Annotated in this window: 23 protein-coding genes; 15 read left to right on the forward strand and 8 right to left on the reverse strand. The window is 71.9% G+C overall.

The window, feature by feature from the left end:
• Positions 1-47 precede the first annotated feature (47 nt).
• The 4 genes from LIV37_RS06950 (at position 48) to LIV37_RS06965 (ending at position 2,125) form a co-directional block, all read left to right on the forward strand.
• Positions 48-1,112: a zinc-dependent alcohol dehydrogenase family protein gene (locus tag LIV37_RS06950; RefSeq protein WP_121825744.1), complete on the forward strand. Its 1,065-nt coding sequence runs from the start codon at positions 48-50 to the stop codon at positions 1,110-1,112.
• Positions 1,113-1,213: 101 nt separating this feature from the next.
• A complete protein-coding gene (locus LIV37_RS52035) occupies positions 1,214-1,471 on the forward strand; it encodes a GntR family transcriptional regulator (RefSeq protein WP_243146389.1) in 258 nt (85 codons plus the stop codon).
• Positions 1,472-1,574: 103 nt separating this feature from the next.
• Complete coding sequence (locus tag LIV37_RS06960; protein ID WP_020866389.1) at positions 1,575-1,886, forward strand: GntR family transcriptional regulator; 312 nt, start codon at positions 1,575-1,577, stop codon at positions 1,884-1,886.
• Positions 1,883-2,125, forward strand: coding sequence for a hypothetical protein (locus LIV37_RS06965; protein ID WP_243146387.1), 243 nt, complete (start codon positions 1,883-1,885; stop codon positions 2,123-2,125). Before LIV37_RS06960 ends, LIV37_RS06965 begins: the two co-directional genes overlap by 4 nt.
• Before the next feature lie 16 nt (positions 2,126-2,141).
• Here the strand turns inward: LIV37_RS06965 and LIV37_RS06970 are convergent, their stop codons facing one another.
• Positions 2,142-4,235 carry a 3-hydroxybutyrate oligomer hydrolase family protein gene (locus LIV37_RS06970; RefSeq protein WP_020866391.1) on the reverse strand — a complete coding sequence of 698 codons (2,094 nt, stop codon included), beginning with the start codon at positions 4,233-4,235 and terminating at the stop codon, positions 2,142-2,144.
• 225 nt (positions 4,236-4,460) lie between these two features.
• Positions 4,461-5,768, reverse strand: coding sequence for a CitMHS family transporter (locus LIV37_RS06975; RefSeq protein WP_020866392.1), 1,308 nt, complete (start codon positions 5,766-5,768; stop codon positions 4,461-4,463).
• A 144-nt stretch (positions 5,769-5,912) separates the two neighbouring features.
• On the opposite strand from LIV37_RS06975, the gene LIV37_RS06980 reads away from it, so the two are divergent.
• The 4 genes from LIV37_RS06980 (at position 5,913) to LIV37_RS06995 (ending at position 9,790) form a co-directional block, all read left to right on the forward strand.
• Entirely contained in the window at positions 5,913-6,854 is a 942-nt protein-coding gene (locus LIV37_RS06980; protein ID WP_020866393.1) for a LysR family transcriptional regulator, read from the forward strand.
• Between the two features lie 123 nt (positions 6,855-6,977).
• Positions 6,978-8,192 (forward strand): CaiB/BaiF CoA transferase family protein, encoded by a 1,215-nt coding sequence (locus LIV37_RS06985; protein WP_020866394.1) that lies wholly within the window; start codon positions 6,978-6,980, stop codon positions 8,190-8,192.
• Positions 8,182-9,102, forward strand: coding sequence for an HpcH/HpaI aldolase/citrate lyase family protein (locus LIV37_RS06990; protein WP_020866395.1), 921 nt, complete (start codon positions 8,182-8,184; stop codon positions 9,100-9,102). Before LIV37_RS06985 ends, LIV37_RS06990 begins: the two co-directional genes overlap by 11 nt.
• A 103-nt stretch (positions 9,103-9,205) precedes the next feature.
• Positions 9,206-9,790 carry a dihydrofolate reductase family protein gene (locus LIV37_RS06995; RefSeq protein WP_020866396.1) on the forward strand — a complete coding sequence of 195 codons (585 nt, stop codon included), beginning with the start codon at positions 9,206-9,208 and terminating at the stop codon, positions 9,788-9,790.
• 586 nt (positions 9,791-10,376) lie between these two features.
• Here LIV37_RS06995 and LIV37_RS07000 read toward each other — a convergent pair.
• Both LIV37_RS07000 and LIV37_RS07005 read right to left on the reverse strand, forming a co-directional pair.
• A complete protein-coding gene (locus LIV37_RS07000; protein ID WP_020866397.1) occupies positions 10,377-11,015 on the reverse strand; it encodes a TRADD-N-associated membrane domain-containing protein in 639 nt (212 codons plus the stop codon).
• A 96-nt stretch (positions 11,016-11,111) separates the two neighbouring features.
• Positions 11,112-12,281 (reverse strand): helix-turn-helix domain-containing protein, encoded by a 1,170-nt coding sequence (locus LIV37_RS07005; RefSeq protein WP_121826196.1) that lies wholly within the window; start codon positions 12,279-12,281, stop codon positions 11,112-11,114.
• Between the two features lie 403 nt (positions 12,282-12,684).
• Here LIV37_RS07005 and LIV37_RS07010 point away from each other — a divergent pair, with 403 nt between their 5' ends.
• Entirely contained in the window at positions 12,685-12,843 is a 159-nt protein-coding gene (locus LIV37_RS07010; protein WP_020866399.1) for a hypothetical protein, read from the forward strand.
• A 70-nt stretch (positions 12,844-12,913) separates the two neighbouring features.
• On the opposite strand, the gene LIV37_RS07015 is transcribed toward LIV37_RS07010, so the two are convergent.
• The gene (locus LIV37_RS07015) at positions 12,914-14,470 is read right to left on the reverse strand and encodes a serine hydrolase domain-containing protein (RefSeq protein ID WP_020866400.1); all 1,557 of its coding nucleotides are present in this window, start codon (positions 14,468-14,470) and stop codon (positions 12,914-12,916) included.
• A gap of 109 nt (positions 14,471-14,579) precedes the next feature.
• On the opposite strand from LIV37_RS07015, the gene LIV37_RS07020 reads away from it, so the two are divergent.
• Both LIV37_RS07020 and LIV37_RS07025 read left to right on the forward strand, forming a co-directional pair.
• Positions 14,580-15,800: a sensor histidine kinase gene (locus LIV37_RS07020; protein ID WP_121825741.1), complete on the forward strand. Its 1,221-nt coding sequence runs from the start codon at positions 14,580-14,582 to the stop codon at positions 15,798-15,800.
• Positions 15,791-16,438 carry a response regulator gene (locus tag LIV37_RS07025; protein WP_020866402.1) on the forward strand — a complete coding sequence of 216 codons (648 nt, stop codon included), beginning with the start codon at positions 15,791-15,793 and terminating at the stop codon, positions 16,436-16,438. The genes LIV37_RS07020 and LIV37_RS07025 overlap by 10 nt, the downstream gene beginning before the upstream one ends.
• Positions 16,439-16,443: 5 nt before the next feature.
• Here LIV37_RS07025 and LIV37_RS07030 read toward each other — a convergent pair whose 3' ends face one another.
• Together LIV37_RS07030 and sigJ are read right to left on the reverse strand one after the other, a co-directional pair.
• Complete coding sequence (locus LIV37_RS07030) at positions 16,444-17,655, reverse strand: glycosyltransferase (RefSeq protein WP_020866403.1); 1,212 nt, start codon at positions 17,653-17,655, stop codon at positions 16,444-16,446.
• Positions 17,656-17,879: 224 nt separating this feature from the next.
• Complete coding sequence (gene sigJ / locus LIV37_RS07035; RefSeq protein ID WP_020866404.1) at positions 17,880-18,770, reverse strand: RNA polymerase sigma factor SigJ; 891 nt, start codon at positions 18,768-18,770, stop codon at positions 17,880-17,882.
• A 186-nt stretch (positions 18,771-18,956) separates the two neighbouring features.
• On the opposite strand from sigJ, the gene LIV37_RS07040 reads away from it, so the two are divergent.
• The 4 genes from LIV37_RS07040 (at position 18,957) to LIV37_RS07055 (ending at position 23,519) form a co-directional block, all read left to right on the forward strand.
• Complete coding sequence (locus LIV37_RS07040) at positions 18,957-20,792, forward strand: glycoside hydrolase family 9 protein (RefSeq protein ID WP_254807091.1); 1,836 nt, start codon at positions 18,957-18,959, stop codon at positions 20,790-20,792.
• Between the two features lie 115 nt (positions 20,793-20,907).
• Entirely contained in the window at positions 20,908-21,243 is a 336-nt protein-coding gene (locus tag LIV37_RS07045; RefSeq protein WP_121826195.1) for an ArsR/SmtB family transcription factor, read from the forward strand.
• 1 nt (position 21,244) lies between these two features.
• On the forward strand, positions 21,245-21,949 hold the full coding sequence (locus LIV37_RS07050) for a cation efflux transmembrane domain-containing protein (RefSeq protein ID WP_020866407.1): 705 nt from the start codon (positions 21,245-21,247) through the stop codon (positions 21,947-21,949).
• Between the two features lie 148 nt (positions 21,950-22,097).
• On the forward strand, positions 22,098-23,519 hold the full coding sequence (locus tag LIV37_RS07055) for an IS4 family transposase (RefSeq protein WP_121825740.1): 1,422 nt from the start codon (positions 22,098-22,100) through the stop codon (positions 23,517-23,519).
• Positions 23,520-23,570: 51 nt separating this feature from the next.
• On the opposite strand, the gene LIV37_RS07060 is transcribed toward LIV37_RS07055, so the two are convergent.
• Positions 23,571-24,059 carry a glutathione peroxidase gene (locus LIV37_RS07060; RefSeq protein WP_020866409.1) on the reverse strand — a complete coding sequence of 163 codons (489 nt, stop codon included), beginning with the start codon at positions 24,057-24,059 and terminating at the stop codon, positions 23,571-23,573.
• Between the last annotated feature and the right edge of the window lie 30 nt (positions 24,060-24,089).

A 24,089-nucleotide genomic window follows, 5' to 3' on the forward strand; every position in this document is an offset into this window, starting at 1 on the left:
GGACACACGGGCCATGGGGGATGTGGTCGAGCGAGGGAGCGGTGTCCATGCGTGCTGTGGTGTTCGACGAGTTCGGGCGCCGGCCCGAGGTCCGGAGCGTCGAGGACCCCGCTCCCTCCCCGCGCGGTGCGGTGATCCGCGTCGAGGCCACCGGACTGTGCCGCAGCGACTGGCACGGCTGGATGGGGCACGACCCGGACATCCGGCTGCCGCACGTCCCCGGCCATGAGCTGGCGGGGGTGATAGAGGAGGTCGGCCCCGACGTCCTCAACTGGCGCCCGGGGCAGCGGGTCACCGTGCCGTTCGTATGCGCCTGCGGGCGCTGTGCCGCCTGTGCGGAGGGCGCCCAGCAGGTGTGCGAGCGGCAGACGCAGCCGGGGTTCACCCACTGGGGCTCGTTCGCCGAGTACGTGGGGATCGGACACGCCGATGTGAACCTGGTCGGGATACGCAACGAGCTGTCGTTCGCCACCGCCGCCGGTCTGGGCTGCCGCTTCGCGACCGCCTTCCGCGCCGTCGTCGCCCAGGGCCGGGTGGCGCCGGGCGAATGGGTCGCGGTGCACGGCTGCGGTGGGGTGGGGCTCTCCGCGGTGATGATCGCCGCCGCGGCCGGGGCCCGGGTGGTGGCGGTGGACATCTCGCCGCAGGCGCTCGCCCTCGCCGCCCGGTTCGGCGCGGCGGTGTGCGTGGACGTGGCGTCCACCCTGGGCTCGGTGGCGGAGGCGGTCGCGGACGCGACGGGCGGCGGCGCCCATGTCTCGCTCGACGCACTGGGCTCCCCGCGGACCTGCGCGGCGTCCATCCAGAGCCTGCGCCGCCACGGCCGCCATGTCCAGGTCGGGCTGCTGCCCCCGGCCGCCGGTACCCCGATGATCCCGATGGACCGGGTCATCGCGCTGGAGCTGCGGCTGCTGGGCAGCCATGGCATGGCCGCCCACGACTACGGTCCGATGATGGAGATGGTCGAGGCCGGTTCGCTGCGGCCGGATCTGCTGGTCACCGATGTGATCGGGCTGGACGCGGTCCCGGAGGCGCTGTCCACGATGGCCTCCGGGGGCAGGGGCGGGGTCACGGTCATCGAACCGCACCGCCCGCCCCTGGCGGGGAGCTGACCCCGCGCCCCCGCGTCCGCACCGCGGGTCCGCGCCACGACCTCTGACCGGAGTACTGGGATTTCCGAGGGGCGGGGCCGGGAGCAGGCAAGGAGTTCGTCGTGGGTGAACCGCGGTACGTGGTGATCACCGGCGACCTCCTGAAGAAGATCGCCGCCGGTCGGTGGGGTGTGGGCGAGCTGCTGCCCACCGAGCCGGAGCTGGCCGCCGAGTACGGCGTCTCGCGACACTGCGGCGGTCGCTGCGGCGTCTGGAAGTGGCCGGTCTCATCTCCCGGCATCCCGGGACCGGTACCCGGGTGGAACGCTCGACGCCGGTCGCCGCGTTCACCGCACAGCTCGGGACCGTCGGGGATCTGACGCAGTACGGCGAGGCCGCCGTGCGGAGCGTCCTGTCGGTGGAGCCCGTGACGGTGGACGCCGCGCTCTCCGCCGTCACCGGCCTGGCCGAGGGGCCAGGCAGGTGTGCATCACCTCCACCCGGCGGGACCCCGGGAGTCCCGATGAGGTCGTGTCCTGGGCGCGGGTGTACCTGGAGCCGGGAGACGCCAAGGCGGTTGCCGGGGATCTGGAGGAGAGCCGCCGGCTGATCGCCGACTCGATCGAAGCCCGCACGGGGCGTGCCGTGAAGCGGGTGGTGCAGCAGGTGCGGGCGGTGGGCGTGCCCGTGGAGGCGGCGACGCACCTCGGGGTGGAGCCGGGAAGCCCGGGGCTGGCCAGGAGCGCCAGAACACCCACATCACCGGAGGTCTCATCGTCGCCGAAGCCGTCATGATGGACATCGCACCCGTCCTGGGCCGCCAGCGGGCCCACGACGTCGTCCATGAAGCCTGCCGCGCCGCCATCGAGACCGGCACCACGTTGGAAGCGGAACTCCACCGCCACGCCGAGCTGGTGAAGCGACTCGGCGCCGAACGGATCAGCGAGCTGTGCGATCCCGCCCGATACCTGGGGAGCGCGACCACGATGGCGCGCGGTGTGGCCCGCACGCATCGTCGCAGCACACGGCCGTAGTCCGTGAAAGATCCGGTCAGGGCACCCGCACCGTCCCGCCCGTCACCCGGATCCGGTCCCCCGCCGCCGGGTCGGCCGCGATGGGGGGCACATTGGCCGGGGTCAGCTCGGGGGCGTGCCCCGGCTCACCACCGCGCGGCACCGTGCGCACGACCTGACTGGGCGGCAGTTCGCCCCGCCCTTGGAGCCGCTCCCACATCAGGTCGAGGGCCTGCTGGTAGTAGTAGCCGAGCGGGACGTACCGGTTGTCGAACCCGGCGGCCTGGGAGTCGCTGTGGTGGGCGTGGGTGATCTCGGCGTAGCTGACGGAGCCCGGCCCGTGGTCCGCGCGCGAGGTGAGCCCCAGATACGGCCGCGAGCTGTGGTTGACCGGCACCCTGGTGTCGTCGCGGCCCTGCACGATCAGCGCGGGCTTGCCGTGCAGATCGCCGTCGCGCCGGGTGGCGTCCAGGCCCTCGGCGAGCCGGGCGGCCCAGTCCCGCTCGGCGCGCGGCGCCCCGGGCCGGGGGAAGGCGAGCCGGTAGACGCAAGCCTCACCCCGCAGGTTGTAGTCGTGCCCGCCGCCGGGTCCGACGGAGCGGGCGTCGGCCACGGGCCCGCCGGGCGAGTTCTCGTCGATCAGCACGCCCGGGGCGGGCGCCCGGCCGGAGCTGGTGCCGAAGGCCCCGGCCAGCTCCGCCGTGCGGTACGGCGCGGGGGAACCGGAGGAGTCGGTGCGGGCCCAGCCGTAACCGCACAGCCCGTCGGCGACCGAGGCGCGGGCGAGGCTCATCGCGTAGGAGGCGGGCGTCTGCGGGTCGTAGTGGGAGATCTGCAGATACCCCGACTGGGGCTGGAATCCGGCGCGTACCAGGGCCTGTTGGGCGAGGCGCGGCAGCCCGTCCGGACCCGCCCGTTCGGCGTCCCGGCGCGGGATCAGCCGGAGGTCGTCCCCGACGAGGGCGGCACAGCGGCGGCGGGCGGCCGGCACGTCCAGGGCGGCGTAGCCGGGGGCGGTGGGCTCGGTGAGCGCGGCACACGGCTGGAGCAGCGAGGCCAGCGCGTTGTAGCGGATCAGCGGCAGCCCCGCGGCGGGCACCAACCGCCCGCCCTGGCGGACCCGGACGCCGTTCAGCGGGGCCAGGTTCAGCTGCGGTTCGGAGGCCACGACGGCGTCGACGAGCCCGCCGCGGTCGTCCTCGCCCGCGGCGATGGCCGCACCCCCGCCATTGGAGACACCGGTGGCCAGGACCGTGGTGGAGGCCGGGGTGTAGCCGCCCCCGGGGGCTCCGGCTCGCCAGTCGCGGTTCAGCACGGCGAGGGCGAGCCGTATCGAGCGCAGCCCATCGCGCCCCCAGGTGGCCTGCGGGTTCATCCCCGAGTGGGCCATCTTGTAGGCGACGCGGTACGGGTGCTCCGCGTCGAAGCGGGCGCGCTCGGCGTCGCTCAGCCCGGCGTCGAAGGCGGTGCGGCCGTGGAGTTCGGCGCGCGGACCGGTCGTTCCGTCGTAGCCCATGACGGTGCCCGAGTGCGGATCGTCGAAGGCCGGGCCCATCCCCTTGTCGGTGTAGGCGACCGCGCAGCGGTGGTGCAGACCCCAGGCCCCGGCGGTGCCGACCATGCTGTAGACCCCGCCGAGTCCGGTGGCGGGCGCGGCGACGACACACGGCCGGGCACGGTCGAAGCCGTCCGGTACCTGCACCACGAAGCTGACGCTGCGGGCCCCGCGGCCCGCCACGGCCCGGTACTCCACCCCCGCGATCTTCCCGTCGCCGGGCACGGGGCGGCCCCGGTCCACATCGGGTCCGTACAGCCTCCCGAGGCCGCCGCCGGATCCGGCGGACAGCCCGGCCGAGGCCCAGACGGCCTGGCGGCGCAACTCGGCGGCGGTGGGCCGGTCGGGGTCGGCGGCCCGTGGCATGGGCCCGCGCAGCCCCGCGAAGCCGAGCCCGGCGGTGAGCAGATCGTCGCTCCGCCCGTCGTACCGCCGCTCGGTCAGCTCGCTGATGAACGAGGGAAGCGCGGAGCGGGCGGACCCGGTCCGGTCGGCGGCATGGGCGAGCGGGGAGACGAGGGCCGCGGTGAGGGCGAGGGCCAGGGACAGGGCGGGCAGGCGGCCGGCGGATGGCATGGGCGGTCCTACCTTTCAGATGTGGGTCTGACCTGGTCGTTCGTAAGATCGGAGGGCCCAGGGGTTCTGGGTATGGCTGGCATGGTGGAGACCGTTCGATGGCTCAAGGAACTTGGCCGCCCGGAGCCCCGCGACGACTCGACCGCCAATTGGGAGATGCGACTCCGATCGCTGCTGTAGGACAACGTCGGCGAGGTCGTCGGTGGGATCGATGTTCCTTCCGGGTCAGAGCGGCACGGCGCCCGTCGCCAGAGCCGCGGCGGTCATCACGAGCGTCGTCCCGAATGCCCAGCGGAAGAGGAAGCGCTGGTGCTCCCCGAGCTGTACGCCGCTCATGCTCAGGAGGATGAAGGTCGCGGCGGTGAGCGGGCTCAGCGGGAAGCCGGTGGTCATCTGGCCGAGGACGGCGGCGCGGGCGATCTCGGCGTGGTCGGTGCCGAAGGCGTCGGCGGTCCCGGCGAGCACCGGCAGCACCCCGAAGTAGTAGGCGTCCGGGGTGAGGACGAGGCTCAGCGGCATGCTGGTGATGGCCACGAGCACCGGCAGATGGCCGCCGAGCCCGTCGGGGATGATGTCGACCAGCGCCTCGGCCATCTTCCCGATCATCCCCGTGCCGCCGAGGATGCCGGTGAACACCCCGGCCGCGAAGATCATGGTGATGACGAGCACCACGCTCTTGCCGTGCTTCTCCAGCAGCTCCTGCTGCTCCTCCCAGCGGGGGTGGTTGACCAGCAGCGCGAGGACGAAGGCGAAGACGAAGAGCACGGGCAGCGGCATGGCCTCCAGCACCAGGCAGACCAGCAGGGCCACGGTGAGCAGCAGATTGAAGAGGGTGAGCGCGAGACCGGGGCGGGCGGCGACCCGCGGTGTGCCGGGGCCGTCCCCGGCCGCCACCTCGGCGCGCGGGGCGGGCCCGAGGTCGCCGAGCCGCCGCCGCTCACGGCGTCCGATGAGATACGCGGCGAGCAGCACCCAGGCGATACCGGCGGCGAGGGCGGGCAGCAGCGGTGTGATGATGTCGGAGGTGTCGATCTTCAGGGCCGCGGCGGCGCGGGCCGTCGGCCCGCCCCACGGGATCATGTTCATCACGCCCGCGCCCAGGCCGACCACCCCGGCGAGCACCAACCGGCTCATGCCCAGCCGCTGATAGACGGGGAGCAGCGCGGAGATGGTGATGAGGAAGGTGGAGGCGCCGTCGCCGTCGAGCCCGACGCATACGGTCAGCACGGCGGTGCCGACCGTGATCCGCACCGGGTCGTTCCTGGTGGCGCGGAGGATGCCGCGGATCAGTGGTTCGAAGAGGCCCGCGTCGATCATCAGGCTGAAATAGAGCACCGCGAAGGCGATCATGATGCCGGTCGGGGCGACCTTGGACAGCCCGTCGAGCGCCATCGGGCCCAAGTCGTCGCCGTATCCGCCGATGACCGCGGTGGCCACGGGCGTGAGGACGAGGGCCACCAGCACCGAGACCCGTTTGAACATGGTGAGCAGCAGGAAGCCGCCGATCGTGCAGAACCCCAGTGCTGCCAGCATGGCCGCTCGCTTCCTCGTCCGGTCGGGTGCTGCCGAAGAGTTTCCGAGCGGGGAAAGATCCGCGTCCAGCATCGAACACAGATCTATCCATGCGTTTCGCGCAACAGTTCCCCCGCCCGGCCGCCGCGCCTACGCTCACGGACCATGGACGTCACCCTGCGCCAGCTGACCGCGTACGCCGCGGTCGCGCGCGCCGTGAGCTTCACCGCGGCCGCCGCCGAACTGCATGTGTCCCAGTCGTCGCTGAGCCGTGCGGTCGCCGATCTGGAACGGACGCTGGGGATGCGGCTGCTGGAACGGGACACCCGCAATGTGCGGCTCACCCCGGCGGGCGCCGAGGCGCTGCGCATCGCCGACCAGATCCTCTCCGCGCACCGCGCGGGCCTGGCCCAGCTGGGTCGCTACGGCGCCGGTGAGCGCGGCGCGGTGGCCCTGGCGACCCTGCCCTCGGTCGCGGCCGTGCTGCTGCCGCCGGTGATCTCCGCCTTCCGCGCCCGGCGCCCGGAGATGACCGTACGGCTGCTGGACGGGCTGGAGCGCTCGGTGCTGGACCGGGTGATCGACGGGGACGCCGACTTCGCGGTCAGCACGGTGGCCCGGCGCGCCCCGGGCATCACACTGCGGCCGCTGGTGCGGGACCGCTTCGACGCGGTGCTCCCGGAGCACCATCCGCTGGCCGAGCGGGCGGACGTGACCTGGGAGGAGCTGGGCCGGGAGCCGTTCCTCGCGGTGGGCACCGACTCCAGCGTGCGCCGGATGACCGACGCGGCCTTCGCCCAGACGGGGATGGAGGCGACCCCGGCGGCCGAGGCGTCGAACGTGGCCACGGTGGGCGGTCTGGTGGCGGCCGGGCTCGGCGTCTCCGCGCTGCCCGCCCTGGTCCATCCGCTGGTGGGGCCGGGCCGACTGGTGCGGCGCCCACTGGTGGAGCCGGTGGTGGAGCGCCGGCTGTACGTCGTCCTGCCGACGCGCCGCACGCTTCCGCCGGGGGCGCGTCGCTTCCTGGAGCAGCTGGAGGAGTTCCGCTCCGCGGCGGACGCCTTGCCGACGGGGGTGGTGTGGGAGGAGGCGGGCGAGGACCGGTGAGGGCGCCGGGGGCACACCGCCGGGCGGCGATGGCGGCGATGGCGGCGACCCTTGCGAGATCCGCATGAATTGATCCCCTTTCATTGCTGGACGTGCATACGCCCCGCCCCGCAGCCTGGCCGCATGGAGGACCAGACCAGCACAGGGCAGGGACAGCTCACAGGGCTGAAGGTGGTGGAGTTCGCTCATGTGGTGGCGGGCCCCCTCGCCGGGGGGATGCTCGCCGACCAGGGCGCGGACGTCGTCCACGTGGAGCCGCCGGGTTCCGGTGACGCGGCGCGGGCGATGGGCCCGCGACGTGACGGCGTACCGCTCTGGTTCAAGGTTGCGGGCCGCAACAAGCGCTCGGTGACCCTGGATCTGCACCACGAGGAGGGCCGGGAGGTCGCCCGGGAGCTGATCGCCTGGGCGGATGTGGTGATCGTGACGCTGCGGGCGGGCCGGCTGCGCGCCTGGGGACTGGACTGGGAGGCCGTCCACGCGCTCAACCCCACCGCGATCCTGCTCCAGATCTCCGGTTTCGGCGCCACCTCCTCGCGGGCCGACGCCCCGGGCTTCGGGAAGATGGGCGAGGCCCGCAGCGGGGTGGTGCATCTGACCGGCTTCCCCGAAGGCCCGCCCGTGCACACCGGCTTCTCGCACGGCGACGCGGTCACCGGGCTGATGGGCGCGTTCGCGGTCCTGGCCGCGCTGCACCGCCGTGACACCGATCCGGACTCCTTCGACGGCGAGTGGATCGACCTGGCGCTGTTCGAGCCGCTGTACCGCCTGGTGGAGTGGCAGATCATCGCGTACGACCAGCTCGGTACGGCCCCCGAGCGGGCCGGCAACCAGTTGGCCGTCGCCCCGGCCGCCGTCATCAACACCTACCGCAGCGCCGACGGCGACTGGCTCACCGTCACCTCCGCCACCACCCGCTCGGTGCGCAATGTGGTGCGGCTGCTGGGCCTGCCCGACGAGGAGTTCACCACCGTGGAGCAGCAGCACGCGGGACGCGAGCGGCTCGACGCGGCGCTGCGGGAGTGGGTGGCGGCGCGCCCGGCGGCCGAGTGCCTGGCGGCGTTCGAGCGGGCCGAGGTGGTGGCCTCACGCGTGTTCACCGCCGCCGACATCGTCGCCGACCCGGTCTACGCCGAACGCGAGGACATCATCACGGTGGACGACCCCGACCTCGGCCCGGTGCGGATGCAGGCAGTGATCCCGCGCTTCCACCGCTCCCCCGGCGCGGTGTGGCGGACCGGCCCCGCGCTCGGCGCGGACAACGCGCTGGTCTACGGGGAGTGGCTGGGCATCGACGGCGGACGGCTGGCGAAGCTGGAGGCAGAGGGTGTCATCTGACGGCGCGACGACTCCCCGTATCCCCCTGCGCTCCCTGCTCTTCGTGCCCGGCAGCCGCACCGGCTGGCTGCCCAAGGCGGAGGCGGCGGGCGCCGACGCGGCCATCCTCGACCTGGAGGACGCCGTCCCGGAGGACGGCAAGGCGGCGGCGCGCGAGGCGGTGGCCGCGGCCGTCGACCGGGCGGCCGGGGCGCCCCCCGGTCCGATGCGGCTGCTGGTACGGATCAACGCGCTGGACCGCGCGGCGGGCTGGCAGGGCGCCGACGAGCTGCGGGCGGTCGCCCGGCCCGGGCTCTACGGCATCGTGCTGCCCAAGGTGAGCGGCCCCGAGGACGTGACCACCGCCGACCGGCTGCTGGCCTGGTGCGAGCGCGAACACGGCCTGCCCGAGGGCCATTTCGCCCTGCTGCCGCTGCTGGAGACGGCACGCGGGCTGCGCGAGGCGTACGCCATCGGCCGGGCCGCCGCCCGGATCGCCCATCTGGGCGCGGTGGCCGCGCCTGACGGGGATGTGGAACGCGCGGTCGGCTACCGCTGGAGCCCGGGGGGCGAGGAGACCCGCGAGCTACGGGCCCGGGTGCTGCTCGACGCCCGCGCCGCGGACCGCCCCCATCCGGTGGCCGGGCTGTGGACGGACGTGGCGGACCTCGCGGGACTACGGCGCTTCGCGGAGCAGAACCGTGCGCTGGGGTACGAGGGGATGGCGGTGATCCACCCGTCGCATGTGCCGGTGGTCAACGAGGTGTTCTCGCCGGACGCGGAGGAGCTGGCCCGCTGCCGGCGGCTGATCGCGGCGGTGGAGCGGGCGCAGGCGGAAGGGACCGGGGCGGTGCGCTTCGAGGGGCGGATGGTGGACGAGGCGATGGCGGCCACGGCCCGCCGGACCCTGGCCCGCCACGACCGGGGCTGAGGGCCGCCGCCCCCCATGCGCCCCGGCCGGAGCCGATGAGTTTCGCCGTGGTCCGGAGTCATAGGCAGAGAGGTAAGAAGCGATGCCGCCGGACGGGAGTGCCATGAGGATCGTCGTCATCAACCACGTCACCCTGGACGGTGTCACACAAGGGCCCGGCCGGGCCGATGAGGACACTCGCGAGGGGTTCGCCCAGGGCGGCTGGGCCGCCGAGCGGGGCGGGGACGAGGCCGTCGGGCGGGAGTGGGGGCGGCGGCTGGCCGCCAGCAGTGGGTATCTGCTGGGGCGCCGCACGTACCAGGAGGTTCTGGGCCACTGGAATACCCAAGGCGGCCCGTTCCGCGACGCCCTCAACAACGCCCCCAAGTACGTCGCGTCCAACACCCTGGCCGAGCCCCTGCCGTGGCCCAACTCCACACTGCTCAGTGGCGACATCCCCGCGGCGGTCGCCGAGCTCAAGCAGACCCCCGGCGACGACCTGCACATCATGGGCAGCGGCGCGCTGATCCAGTCACTTTCCCCGCTGGGCCTCATCGACGAATACCTGCTCTGCGTCCACCCGCTCGTCCTGGGCACCGGGCGCCGCCTGTTCGCCGACGGCTTCGGTCCCATCGCGTTCGGTCTCGCCGACGCGACCCCGACGGCCACCGGCGTCATCATCGCCACCTATCGGCCCCTCGCAGGGTAGAACGCGGGTCCTCCGAGTCAGGAGCACAGCGAGCGACCGCGCTGTGATCACCACGGTGGAGGCCAGGGCGGCCACGGAAGCTCGACCTCCGCCTGGACGGCCACGGACACCGGCGCGTCCTCGCGGTGCTCACCTACCTGCGCGCCTGACCGTCCGATGCCCCGGGTCGAGGAGCAGCTTCGCGGCCACCGTCGTCCCGTCGGTGCGCATTCTGGCCGCCACGGACCTCGCCCGGGCCCTTGGGGCCGCACCGCCGAAGCGGGGCCCTGGCCGAGGGCTGTGCCACTCGGCTACTTCCAGGAGAGCGCCCAGGTCGAGCACTACACAATTTGCGTCTGGCGCAAGGTCCGTGGAGGCCGCCGACTCTCCGCGGCTGTCACGAGAAGTATTGAGGCCGATCACGGGAAGTAAGGCCAGCGAGCCCCGGGGCCTCAACATGACGCCCGGCAATCCGGCGCTCCGGCCAGCGGGCACGGGCATACATCGCCCGGGTCTCCGGTGGGGTCTCCGGCGGACTCTCGTACCCGCCCGGGGCGTCCGGCCGTACCCGCCAGCACGAGGCCCCCGGAGGCGCAGTCCCGGGCCTTCAGTTCGTCGAACCGCCCGGCTCTATCTCCTTAGGCTGCTCCGGAAGCAGCCGGTTGACCATCATTTCCGGGGCCGCGTCCATGCCGAGTGCTTTCATGGCGGCAGCAGAGTTGAGATCGTCCCTCTGCTTCGAGTCTGCAACCCGCTCGATGAACGTCGTCGCGATTTCGAGCTTGTGATCGATGTCGATCTTCTTCTCGTTGTCCTCGGCCGCCTTCGTCAGATTGGCCATGGTCCGCTTCGAGTGGAGCGCCAGCGCACCACCGCCGATCGTGATCAATGCACCCGTCAGGCTCGTCATCAACGGCAGGTAGCTGAGGTCAGGATTACCGGCGTGAACCAGCGCCAGCACTCCCCCCGCAAGGATGATTAGGGAGCCGCCGGTCATGAACAACACGCTCAGGCGGAACGTCCACTCTGCCTGCTTCAGCGTGTGGTTCAGGAAGTCGAAGTGGAACTTCTGTCGCCGTTCGGGAAGGCTTAGACCGCGAGAAGCCTGATAAACACGCCCGCTATTGACACTTCCATTGATGTGGATGTTGCTGATGACGCCCGACTGCACCACCGAACCGTGCATCATCCCACCAGAGATCTCGGACTCAGGGATGCTGTCATCGTCGTCTGTGGTGTCCGCCATCTTCAGCCCCCGTTCACAACAGCTGACGTAAAGCCAACTCACACCAGCATAACGGGAGTCACCGGAGTGGGTGCCTGCTCTCGATGACGGCTGACCTCAGAAGGGCACGCCAGCGCGCTTGGCCAGCCGCGTAAGCCTCGGGTTGCTGCGTCGGTGCAGCGACGTGAGCACACGCATCAGCTCTTGGCTGGTCGGATGGACACGGGCCATCTCCGGTGCGACGTCCCAAGCCGCTTCGAGCGATTCGAGAGCCCCGTCACGGTCCCCCAGGGCGAGCTTTGACCGGCTGATGTTCATGTGCAGCGGGCCAACGCGCGTGGCCGGAAGCGTCACCCCGCCCCGGATCAGATCGTCCGCCGTATTGAGAGACTCGCGGTAGTCCTCCATGTCAGAGGCCGTCGAAATGGCATGCACAGCGGTGTTCTCGGGCCCGAAGTGGATGCCATGGTCTTCGACGTCCTCAGGGAACTCCTCGGCCACCTGCCACGCTGCCGCGATGTGCCGTTGGGCGGTTGCCTTGTCCTTGATCCGACCAGCCAGCGTCAGCCCGCGCAGGTGCAGGATGCCCAGACCATAGGCGCGGTCATGGCCTCGCAAGGTCGACTCGGCCTCAACAACGGCACGGTCCACAATCGCCAACCCGCCCGCGAAGTCTCCAAAGTTCAGGAAGGCTCCGGCCTCGTCCCGGGCGGCCACCGTGGCCGCGATGGGGTGCGCACGCTCGGCGGCCAGCCGCTGTTTCATGACGGCCAGCTCGGCGAGGTGCATCCAGCGGTGTCGGGCGGCCAGCCAGTAGACCACCGAGTATGTATCGGCGACACGGGTCCAGGCATCGGGCGACTGGGTGGCGTGCGCGTAGTTCGTCGCGTCTGCCAGCACGCCCGGGAGCTTCTGCAACACCGCCGACAGCTCGGTCCGGTACCGGTGCTCGTTCAGCTCGGCCAGCTCGCGAGGAAGGTCCTCAGGGTGTGACGGCGGCGTGTCGGGAATGTCGAACCGCCGAATGGCGTAATTGAGGGCAGCAAGACTCTTCTCGTCGGTGCGCTCGACGGGGGCCGTGCCCAGCAGCTCATCCAGCGTCAGCCCCATTGCCTGAGCGAGAGCGGCAGCAATGCCCTGGGTCAGCGCGCGGTCGCCCACCTCAATCTTGCTGAGCAGCGAAACCGACATGCCCGCACGTCGGGCAAGGGCAACCTGACTGAAGCCGCGCGCCTTGCGGCAAACGGCCACATTCGCACCTGGTCCGGGAATCTTGGTCACGCTCATGGTGTGCGTCTTCCCCACTCGACTGGCGTTATCTCTGATCCATCGTCGCACTCTCAGCACTCACGCGCTTGCGCCTTGTGCAAGAGGTGTGCAAGTTCCCTTTGCACAGCGGCAGTTCTGACACAGACAGAACAGAAGCCGCCGACGGTGCTCAGCCACGGCGATCTGCCGTATCCAAAAGGCACACTCGTCGAAGACGCCGAGACCGGTCATACGGGCGAGCTGCAAGGCGTGATCGAGGAGCGCGTCAAGGGCACCGGAAAGCTTTTCAGCCAAACGCGTACATGCGGCCGAGGGGAGGTGGCTTTGAGTGGGAAGCCCCTTTGGACCGCATCAAGCCCACCGACGACAAGAACGGTTAAGCCTGCCCACCAAGTGCGCTGCCCTGATCGGCCCGGGTGACGTGATCGGCTACGACGGCGAGTGGCGCACGGTCAAGGAGGCATCGACCGCCCAAGGGCCGATGGGCGGGTTAGCCGTCGTGGTCATCTGGGAGGAAGGGGGCGCGGCGCGCTTTCCCGCTGGTGACGAACTCCTCCTGGGAAAACCGGACTCCGCCTGACCAGCGCCTGAGCCCCACCCCGTTCACAATTGGGGTGGGGCTCAGATCGTGCTCTTCGCCCTCAAGGGCTTCATCGATCAGTTGCCCGACCGACGAATACCTGCTCTGCGTCCGTCCGCTCGTCCGGGACGCCGGGCGCCGTCAGAACACGGCTCCTCCGGGTCAGGAGCACGGCGAGCGACCGTGCGGTGATCACCACGGTCGAGGCCAGGGCGGCCACGGCCGACCAGATGACGAGGGCGGGCCAGACGTAGCCGAGCTGGGCCAGGGTTCCCTCGCGGTTCATGAACAGAGCTGCCAGATCGGTGAGTTGGGCGAACAGGACGATCGGTACGGCACAGGGCAGCATGCGCAATCCCACTCGCCACAGTGGCCGGTCCGCGGTGCGCCGCGCCCAGCGGCGTGCCCGAACGGCCCCGAGCACGCCCAAGGCGATCGCCAGCAGGGTCAGCGCCGCGAGGACGTAATCGGCCTTCATCGTGAACGGAGTGCGCACCGTCGGAGACTTGCCCTGGGCCAGGTCGACCAGTCCGCCGAGCATGACGGCGGCGTCGTCCCCGGAGATCATGCCGGTGTTGGCCACGATCGCGATGCCGGTCCGGCTGTCGGGCAGCAGCGTCTGGATGGCGTTGTGGGTCAGGAGTTGCCCGGTGTGCCGGATCTGCCGGGGCTCCTCCCCGGACGGGCTGAGCGACCAGCCCATCGCGTACTCGCCGCCCTTCGGCGGGGTGTGCATGACGTCGACGCTCCGCGCGGAGACGACGCGCCGCCCCGCCGCGGACACGCCCTGGTTGTTCTGGGCGATCAGCCACTGGGAGAGGTCGTCCGCCGTGGTCACGACGCCGTGGCCGCCGGCCGTGAACCAGCGGGGGTGGGAGCGCGGGAACAGCATGCCGTAGGCGCGGACGTAGCCCCGGGCGTGATCGGGCATGTCATCGGTGGAGTCGACCGACTCGGTGTGGGTCATGCCCACGGGCCGGAACACCTGGCCGGCCAGGTAGTCCGCGAAGGGCCGTCCGCTGACGACCTCGACCAGCCGTGCGGCGACGAAGTAGTTGGGGTTGTGGTAGTTCCACTCGGTGCCCGGCCGCGCGGCGAGCCGGGCGCCGCGCATGTCCGCGACCGCCTCGGTGAGCGTACGTGCCTGGGGCCGGGTGAGGTCGGGGTAGGCGGAGTCGGCCATGCCCGATGTCTGGTTCAGCAGCTGCCGTACGGTGATCTTCCCGGCCCGCCGGTCGGCCATCGTGAACTCGGGCAGATAGCGATGGACCGGCTGGTCCAGGTCGACTCGGCCCGCCTCGACCAGCCGCATGACGGCCAGCGCGGTCATGGACTTGGAGAGCGAGGCCACGGGCACCGGTGTCCGCGCGGTCATGGCCTTCCCGGCCGCGGTGTGCCCGTATCCGGCCGCGTGGACGACCCGGTCGCCCCGGGTGACCGCCACCACGGCGCCCGGCAGATCGGTCCGCTCCATATAGGCCTTGACGTAGGCGTCGATCGAGGCGGCGTTCAGCGTGGGGTGGGAGGGGGTGGCGGCGTGCGCGGTCGTCGGACGACCCACCGCCGTCGAGGCGATGAGCAGGGCGATCGCCAGGCGGAAGAGACGTCTGTATCCATGGATCGGCATGGCGCTCATCCCACCGGGGCGGGGTGGGCGCCGCATTGGTGTGCGTACGAGTTCAGAGGTAGTGCGCGCACTACCGACCGGGGACGGACGGCTCGCATATCTTCTGCGGGTGTCTTCTCGAACAGCCTGGCAGGCTCTCGCTCAGCATCCGTTGGGGTTCCTGGCCTCGGCCTGGCCCTGGCGGGCGTTGGCCTATCTGCTGTCCGGGGTCGTCTTCGGCGCGATCGCCATGGTCACGCTGCTGACCATGGCCCTGGCCGGGCTGGTGTCGCTGATCGTGGGGGTGGGCGCCGTCCTCCTCCTCGCCGTGGCGCTGTCCGGCATCGTCGTCACCCGGATCGAACGCCGGCGGCTGCGGCTGGTGGACCCGGACCCGGCGCCGGATCCGCACCGGGCCCCTGAGCGCCCCGGGCCGCGGGGCTGGCTGGAGACCCGGCTGCGGGAGCCCGCGACCTGGCGGGAGCTGAGCTTCACGGCGGTGTCGATGACCGCCCTGTGGTGGATGGACCTGCTCGTCCTGGCTTTCGCCCTCGCCCTGCCCGTCCTGCTCATGACGTCGCCGATGGATGACCCCAGCGCCTGGCCGTGGGTGGTCATCGGCCTGTGTCTGCTGCCGGCGGCGCCGTACACCATCACCGCCTGGGCCGGCGCCCGCGCCGCGCTGACCCGTCTGATCCTGGCGCCGCGCGACGGTGAACTGGGCCGGGAGCTCACCGAGGTCCGGGCCTCCCGGGCACGTCTGGTGGACGCCTTCGACGCGGAGCGCCGACGGATCGAACGGGACCTGCACGACGGCGCCCAGCAGCGGCTGGTCTCCATCAATGTCATGCTCGGCCTGGCCGGTCTGGACGCGGAGCCGGGCTCGCCGGTGGCCCGGCAGCTCGCGCTGGCCCAGGGCGAAGTCACCCTCGCCGTGGACGAGTTGCGCGAGCTCAGCCGGGGTGTGCACCCCAAGGCCCTCACCGACCATGGCCTCGCCGCGGCCGTCGGCAACCTCACCACCCGCTCCGCCCTCCCCGTCACCGTCGACATCCGGCTCCCGTACCGGCTGCCCGCCACCGTGGAGAGCACGGGGTACTTCGTCGTCGCCGAGTCCCTGGCCAACGCCACCAAGCACAGCCGGGCCACCCGGGCCGAGGTCCACGCCCGGCTGGACGCGGATGTCCTGACCCTGTCGGTCCGGGACGACGGCGTCGGCGGGGCGGACCCGGCCGCGGGCACCGGTCTTGTCGGCCTGGCCGACCGCGTCGCCGCGGCGGACGGCAGACTGCGGATATCCAGCCCGGCGGGCGGCCCTACACTGCTGCGCGTGGAGCTCCCGTGCCGCTGAACATCGTGCTCGCCGAAGACTCACCGCTGTTGCGGGACGGCCTGGTCAGCGTGCTCACCCGCTTCGGCCACCGGGTGTCGGCGGCCGTCGGCGACGCCGACGCGCTGATCGCCGCGGCCCATGAGCACGACCCCGACATCGTCATCACCGATGTGCGGATGCCACCGGGCAACGCCGACGACGGCCTCCGCGCCGCGGTCGCGCTGCGCGGCCACCGCGCCGGTCTGCCCATTCTGGTGCTCAGCCAGTACATCGAGCAGTCCTACGCCACCCACCTGCTCGACCTGGGCAGCGAGAGCGGCATCGGCTATCTGCTCAAGGACCGGGTCAGCGCCGTCACCCACTTCGCGGGCGCGGTCGAGCAGGTGGCCGCCGGGGCGACGGTCATGGACCCCGAGGTGGTGCGCCAGCTCCTGCGACGGCGGCAGGACCCCCTGCGGCGGCTCACGCCCCGGGAGCGCGAGGTCCTCTCGCTCATGGCCGAGGGACGGTCCAATGCCGAGATCGCCCGCGACCTCTATGTCACCGAGGCCGCGGTCAACAAGCATGTCAGCTCCATCCTCCAGAAGCTCGACCTCCGCCTGGACGGCCACGGACACCGGCGCGTCCTCGCGGTGCTCACCTATCTGCGCGCCTGACCGTCCTACGCCCCGGCGTCGAGGAGCAGCTTCGCGGCCACCGTCGTCCCGTCGGTGGGCATCATGCCCGCCACGGCCCTCGCCCGTGCCCGGCTCTCGGGGGTCAGGGCCGCTTTCAGCGCGGCCGACAGGGAGTCGAGGGTCGGGGCCGGACCGTCGTGTGCCGTGCCGATGCCCAGCTCGGCCACCCGGGCGGCCCAGTGCGGCTGGTCCGCGATCTGGGGGACCACCACCTGAGGCGCGCCGGCCCGCGCGGCCGTCGTCGTGGTGCCCGCGCCACCGTGGTGGACGACGGCCGCCACCCGGCCGAACAGCGACTGATGGTTGACCTCGCCCACGGCGAGGCAGTCGTCCCGGTCGTCGATCGGGGCCAGATCGGCCCAGCCGCGGGCGAGGAGCACCCGGTGGCCCTGCGCGCGGACCGCCTCGACGGCCACCCGGGCGAGGTCGGTCGAGGTGTGCATGGCCATGCTGCCGAAGCCCACGTACACCGGCGGTGCGCCCGCCTCCAGGAACGCCTCCAGCTCGGCCGGGAGCGGACGTTCGTCCGGCAGGATCCACGCGCCGGTCTGGACGAGGTCGAGTTCCGTCAGGTCCTGCCACGGGCCCAGGACCGGGTCCGCCGCCAGCAACGCCCGGTCGGTGAAGACGTAGTCGCGGACGTTGTCCACCGGCGGCAGGCCGATCGCCGCCCGGTGGCGGTTCTCCGCCTCGCCGTACAGCTCGTTCACGCGCTGGGCGTCCTGCTCCCACAGCACCTTGAGGTCCGTCTCCTCCTGCGGGGACGGCGTGCCGGGCCGCCGTCCCGGACGGAAGTGCCGCGAGGGCAGCCCGAACGGATGGAAGCACGCGAACACATAGCGGATGCCCAGCTTCTCGGCCACCGAGCGGGCGCCGGCCGGCATCAGGCCGGTCGCGAGGAGTACGTCGCTTCCCTCGGCCGCCGTGGTGAGCGTGTCGAACCGCGCGGCGACCAGCTCGGGCGCGAGCCGGAACGCGGCCTGCGCCGACGGCGGCCGCTCACCGGTCACCACCGAGCGCACCGTCGGGCCGAGCGGCACCAGTTCCACGCCGACACCGGCGAGCAGCGCCGCGAACTCCTCGTCCGGCGGGGCGCACACCCGCGCCTCCGCACCGAGCTCCCGCAGCCGCACCGCGAGTCCCGCCAGCGGTTCGACATCCCCGCGCGACCCCCATGTCGACAACACCACACGCATATCGCAAACTCCCCGTTTCCCCAGGTACTGGCATCGGCCGCCCATCCTGAGGCACACCCCGGGTCTTGCCGCAAGCCCCCCGGTGCGCTATAGGTTGATAGTGGCAGGGAGAGTAATTCCCTGCCTTTGCTGTGTCGTCGGCCCAGGCCCCTCGGGGCAGGCCCGTCAGCCCGGGTCCGGTCAGTGCGGGCCCGTCAGCCCAGGTCCGGTCACTCCATGTCCGGTCAGTCCAGGTCCGCCAGATCGAGCCCGCTCAGCCGCTCGGGGTCGGCCAGGATGTCGATCGCCACGATCCTGCCGTCCGCGACCGTGAAGGCCAGCACCGAGTACGGCCGCCCCTCCCGCGAACTGACCACGCCCACGGCCCCGTTGACGAGCGCGGGCCGGGCGTGCAGCCCCGGGCCGCTGAGGCGGGAGAAGGTGAGCGCCTGGTCCGCCACGGCCGCGGCGCCACGCACCTCGCGCGGGGCGGGGGCGGGCGCGGGGCCGTAGTCGGCGCGCAGCACGACATCCGGGTCGAGCACGGCGATCAGCCCCTCCAAATCGCCGTCGCGCGCGGCGGCGAGGAAGGCGCCCACGACCTCGCGCTGCCGGGCGAGGTCCGCGTCGGGGACCGGGGCCGCTCCCCGCACCCGGCGGCGGGCGCGGCTGGCGAGCTGACGGGCGGCGGCCGGGGTGCGGTCGACGATGGGGGCGATCTCGTCGAACGGCACGGCGAACAGATCGTGCAGTACGAAGGCCAGCCGTTCGGCGGGGGCCAGCGTCTCCAGGACGACCAGCAGGGCGAGGCCGACCGAGTCGGCGAGCAGCGCCTGGTCCTCGGGGCCGGGCCCGCTCGCACGGCTGATGACCGGGTCGGGGAGGCGCACCCCCAGGGGCTCCTCGCGCCGGGCGGTGCGCGAGCGCAGCATGTCCAGGCAGACCCGGCCGACGACGGTGGTCAGCCAGCCGCCCAGGTTCTCCACCGCGCCGGTGTCGGAGCGGCTGAGCCGCAGCCATGCCTCCTGGACGGCGTCGTCCGCCTCGCTCAGTGAGCCGAGCATGCGGTAGGCAACCGCGCGCAGATGGCCGCGGTGGGCCTCGAAGCCCTCCGCCAGAAGGTGGTTCTCGTCCATCGTTCACATCCCCTTGTCCGGACCGCACCGTCGCAGGCCACACCGTGCTGACGGATGGGCCGGGCGCGATGTGACAGAGGGGGCGGGATGGACCGTGCACCCGTCCAGTCCCTTGACGCACTGCGATCACATCATTACACAAGTTGGGAGCGCTCCCATGCCTCCCACTCCCCAGGAGGGTCCCTCATGTCCCTGCCCCTGTTAGGCCGTCCGCGCGGTGCGCGGGCCGCCACCGCGCTGCTCACCGGTGCGCTGCTGCTGATCGCCGCCCAGTCCGCGCCCGCCGGGGCGGACTCCCCCGCCGCGCCCGCGGCCTCCGCCGCGCCCTCCACCGTCCAGGTCAATCAGCTGGGATATCTGCCGGACGGCCCCAAACGGGCCACCGTCGTCAGCGCGAGCACCACCGCCCTGCCCTGGCAGCTGCGCGACGCCGCGGGGCGGACGGCCGCCTCGGGCACCACCGCCGTACGGGGCGCGGACGCCGCCTCCGGGCAGTCGGCCCATCTGGTGGACTTCTCCTCGTACCCGGGGACGGGCACCGGCTACACCCTCACCGTGGACGGGCGGACCAGCCACCCCTTCGACATCCGCGCGAACCTCTACGACGGGCTGCGCGCCGACGCGATGTCCTTCTTCTACCAGCAGCGCAGCGGTATCCCCATCGAGGCGTCACTCGCCGGTTCCCCCTACGCGCGCCCGGCGGGCCATCTGGGTGTCGCCCCCACCCGGGGCGACACCGCCGTGCCCTGCGCCAGCGGGGTGTGCGACTATGCCCGGGATGTGCGTGGCGGCTGGTACGACGCCGGTGACCAGGGCAAATACGTGGTCAACGGCGGACTCGCGGTCTGGCAGCTGGTCAACTCCTTCGAGCGCGCGAAGCGTACGGGGCACGCGGCCGCCCTCGGGGATTCCACGCTGCGCGTCCCCGAGCGCGGCAACCGGATCCCCGATGTGCTCGACGAGGCGCGCTGGGAGCTCGAATTCCTGATGCGCATGCAGATCCCGGAGGGCAAGCCGCGGGCGGGCATGGCCTTCCACAAGGTCCATGACGCCGCCTGGACCGGACTGCCCACCCGGCCGGAGCAGGACGCCGAGCCGCGTGAGCTGCACGCGCCGTCCACCGCCGCCACCCTCAACCTGGCCGCCGCGGCGGCCCAGTGCGCCCGGGTCTACGCGCCGTACGACGCCGCCTTCGCCGCCCGCTGCCTGGACTCCGCGCGCCGCGCCTGGGCCGCCGCACGGGCGAACCCCGATGTGCTCGCACCGGCCTCCGACTCCACCGGCGGCGGGGCGTACGACGACAGCGAGGTGGGCGACGAGTTCTACTGGGCGGCGGCTGAGCTGTACGCGACCACCGGGGAGGCGCCGTACCGGGACGCGGTCACCTCCTCGCCATACCACACCGCGAGCGATGTGTTCACCCCGCACGGCTTCAGCTGGCAGGACACCGGGCCGCTCGGGCGGCTCGTCCTGGCCACCGTCCCCAACGGCCTGCCCGCCGCCGACCTCGCCCGCGTCCGCGCCTCCGTGGTGTCCGCGGCCGACGCCCGCTTGAGCACGATGGCCGGCCAGGGCTACGCGGTGCCGCTGCCGACGGACGGCTACGTATGGGGCTCCAACGGCCAGGTGGCCAACAACGGCACCGTCATGGCCGTCGCCTACGAGCTCACCAAGCAACGGCGGTACCGCACCGGGGCGCTGGAGACACTGGACTATCTGCTCGGCCGGAACGCGCTCGGCCAGTCGTATGTCACCGGCTACGGCGAGCACGCCGCCCAGAACCAGCACCACCGCTTCTGGGCGCACCAGTACGACGCCTCGCTGCCGAACCCGCCCGCCGGTTCGATCGCGGGCGGCGCGAACTCGGGGCTGCAGGATCCGGTGGCGCAGGAGAAGCTCCCGGGCTGCGCGCCCGCGGCCTGCTACATCGACGACATCGGCTCGTACTCCACGAACGAGGTGGCGATCAACTGGAACGCGCCGCTGGCGTGGCTGGCCGCGTTCGCCGCGGAACGCGGCTGACCGGGTGGGCGAGGGGCCTCCTCCGGCCAATGCAGTTGCGTTAAGGCGTCCGCAGGGCCCCACCAACCCGGAGTTCACGTTTCCCTGAATTCATGAATCCGTGTACTGTCTCGGTGTGTTGACTGTTGCCTCCGACATCGAGGTGCTGGCCCGGTTCGGCCGCGCGCTCGCGGACCCGATCCGCTGCCGCATCCTGCTCGCCCTACACGACGCCCCTGCCTATCCGGCCGATCTCGCCGACGCCCTCGGCGTCTCCCGCACCCGTCTGTCGAACCACCTGGCGTGCCTGCGCGACTGCGGGCTAGTCGTCACCCTCCCCGACGGGCGCCGCACCCGTTACGAGCTGGCCGACAAACGCCTCGGCCACGCGCTGGACGACCTGCGCACCGCCGTGGTGGCGGTGGAGACCGACCGCACGTGCGTCGATGCCGACGAGAAGGGGTGCTGCTGACATGACCGCGGAGATATCCATATCCCTCGGCCCCGGCCCGGCCCGCCGCGACGCGCTCGCCAAGCGGATACGGCTGCTGGTCGCCGCCACGATCACGTACAACGTCATCGAGGGGATCGTCGCCACCACCGCCGGCGCCCTCGCTTCCTCCACCGCGCTGATCGGCTTCGGCCTGGACTCGGCCATCGAGGTGTCCTCCGCGACCGCGGTTGCCTGGCAGTTCTCCGCCCGTGACCACTCCGTGCGCGAGGCCCGCGAGCAGCGCACCCTGCGGATCATCGCCATCTCGTTCTTCGCGCTCGCCGCGTACGTCACCGTCGACGCCGTACGGGCGCTGACCGGCACCGGCGAGGCCGAACGCTCCATCCCTGGCATCATCATCGCCGCCCTGTCCCTGGCCGTGATGCCGTTCCTGTCCGCCGCCCAGCGCCACGCCGGCCGCGAACTCGGCTCCGCCAGCGCGGTCGCCGACTCCAAGCAGACGCTGCTGTGCACGTACCTGTCCGCCGTGCTGCTCGTGGGCTTGGTCCTCAACGCCACGCTCGGCTGGTCCTGGGCCGACCCACTCGCCGCCCTGGTCATCGCCGCCATCGCGGTGAAGGAGGGCCGCGACGCCTGGCAGGGTAAGGGCTGCTGCGCGGTCCCGGCCGCCGGTGCCGAGACCGACGCATGCGGTTGCCGGCCCGGATGCGACTGCTGCGACTGAACTGCGCGCACGGCAGGGCCCCGGTTGACACTGGGGCCCTCTGCCGTGCGGTACCCAGCCACTCCGCCGGGGCACCGCAAGCCAGGGCTGAGGAGCTACCGACTCGGTGCACCCGTGCCCGGAGAGCGTCAAACGGCGTTGACCTTGAGTGGAGGGGCAGAGCAGCGCTGGGCAGCGAGTACGAATCGGCATCCTGACGAAGGTGTTCACCGCCGAGCTGGTCGACGCGGCGATAGCCAAGCATGACCGAGTGGAACGACGGCGCCGCCTGCTACCGGCCCGGCTTGTCGTGTACTTCGTCCTGGCCTTGTGCCTGTTCGCCCGAGAGTCGTACGAAGAGGTGCTGCGCGTGCTGACCAGCGGCATACCGGGCAGCCGTGCCCTGGCCAGGGTGAACCGGTCCTCGTTATGCCGAGCGCGGTCCCGGCTCGGTGAGGACGTGCTGGAGAGCGTGTTCAGAGAGGTAGCCGGTCGGCTCGCCACGCCGGACACGCCCGGGGCATGGTGGCGCGGGCTACGGCTGCTTGCTCTGGACGGCACCCAGTTCGACCTTCCCGACTCAGTGAGTAACGGCGACACCTTCGACGGCCCTTCGACCACGGGCGGCCTCCCCTTCGGCTTTCCGCAGGTGAGGGCTGTGGTTCTCGCGGAGATCGGGACACACGGAGTGCTCGACGTCCGCCTCGGCGGCTATCGAGACGGCGAACGCAGCCTCGCTTACCCGCTGGCCGGCTCCACCGGTTCTGGGGACCTGGTGATCGCCGACCGCGGCTTCTGGTCGGTCGAGTTCGCCCACGCTTTCACCGTGACCGGCGCGGACCTGCTGGTCAGGCTCCAGTCCAACCACCTCGGCACCCTCCAGGAAGAGCTTCCCGACGGCTCGTACTTGTCGATAGCGCGCCCGGGCAAGGACGTCCGGCTCCGAGCCGCGCGGGAAGGCCGGACCTTGCCCAAGCACACGATCTACCGCGTCATCACCTTCACGAAGGACGACAAGGTCGCCTTCCTCGGCACGACACTGCTGGACCCCGCGCAGTACCCGGCAGCCGAGCTGATCGCGCTCTACCGAGAACGCTGGGAGATCGAGCTGGCCTTCGACGAGATCAAGAACCATCTCGGCCCCGGCGGGCCGATCCGGTCCCGTACGCCGGAAGGCGTCCGGCAGGAGCTGTGGGCCTACCTCGCCGTCCACCACGCGATCCGCCAGTTCGCTCACGCCGCAGCACTCGCCGGCCCCGCCGTCGACGCGGACCGCGTCTCCTACCTCAAGTGCGTCCGCATCATCCGCCGAAGCGTTCCTTCCCAGCTCGGAGCCACCACCGCCAAGCTCACGCGTTCCCTCACCGAGGCTGGGCAGGAGGCACGCAGCCGCTTACTCCCGGTCCGCCGGAACCGGAACTGCCCACGAGCGATCAAGAAGCCCAACCGGTGGCCCGTGCTGCGGACCCGCGCCAAACGAGGGGCGGTCGAGCCGGGCCGCTGGGCCTTCAACCAGACGAAGAAGCACAAGAGCAATCGACGGGCGGGGAGACCAGTGCTCAAGCCGTCCCCGACCCCGTCACCGCCCTAACGCAACTGCATTGGCCTCCTCCGGCCCCTCGCCCACCCGCTTCCCGTTACGTCACCGGGGCAGCTGCGCCTCGATCGCCGCGACGACATCGTCCGCCTCCGGCTCGGTCCGCGGCCGGAACCGGCCCACGACCTCCCCGTCCGGCGAGATCAGGAACTTCTCGAAGTTCCACTGCACATCCCCCGCCTCGCCCTGCGCGTCCGGCGTCCCCGTCAGCTCGGCGTAGAGCGGATGCCGCTGCTCGCCGTTGACATCGACCTTCTCCAGCAGCGGGAAGGACACCCCGTAGGTCGTCGAGCAGAACGTCTGGATCTCCTCGCTCGTCCCCGGCTCCTGCCCCGCGAACTGGTTGCACGGAACCCCCAGCACGGTGAACCCGCGCCCGGCATAGCGCTGCTGCAGCCGCTCCAGCCCCTCGTACTGCGGGGTCAGCCCGCACTTGGACGCCACATTGACCACCAGCAGCGCCGCACCCCGATGCTCACCGAGCGAGGTCGGCTCGCCGGTGAGGGTGCGCAGGGGGATGTCGTACAGGCTCATGGGATCTACCGCCTTCGTCGTTCGATGGGT

This window comes from Streptomyces rapamycinicus NRRL 5491 (genome assembly GCF_024298965.1).
Taxonomy (GTDB): Bacteria; Actinomycetota; Actinomycetes; order Streptomycetales; family Streptomycetaceae; genus Streptomyces; species Streptomyces rapamycinicus.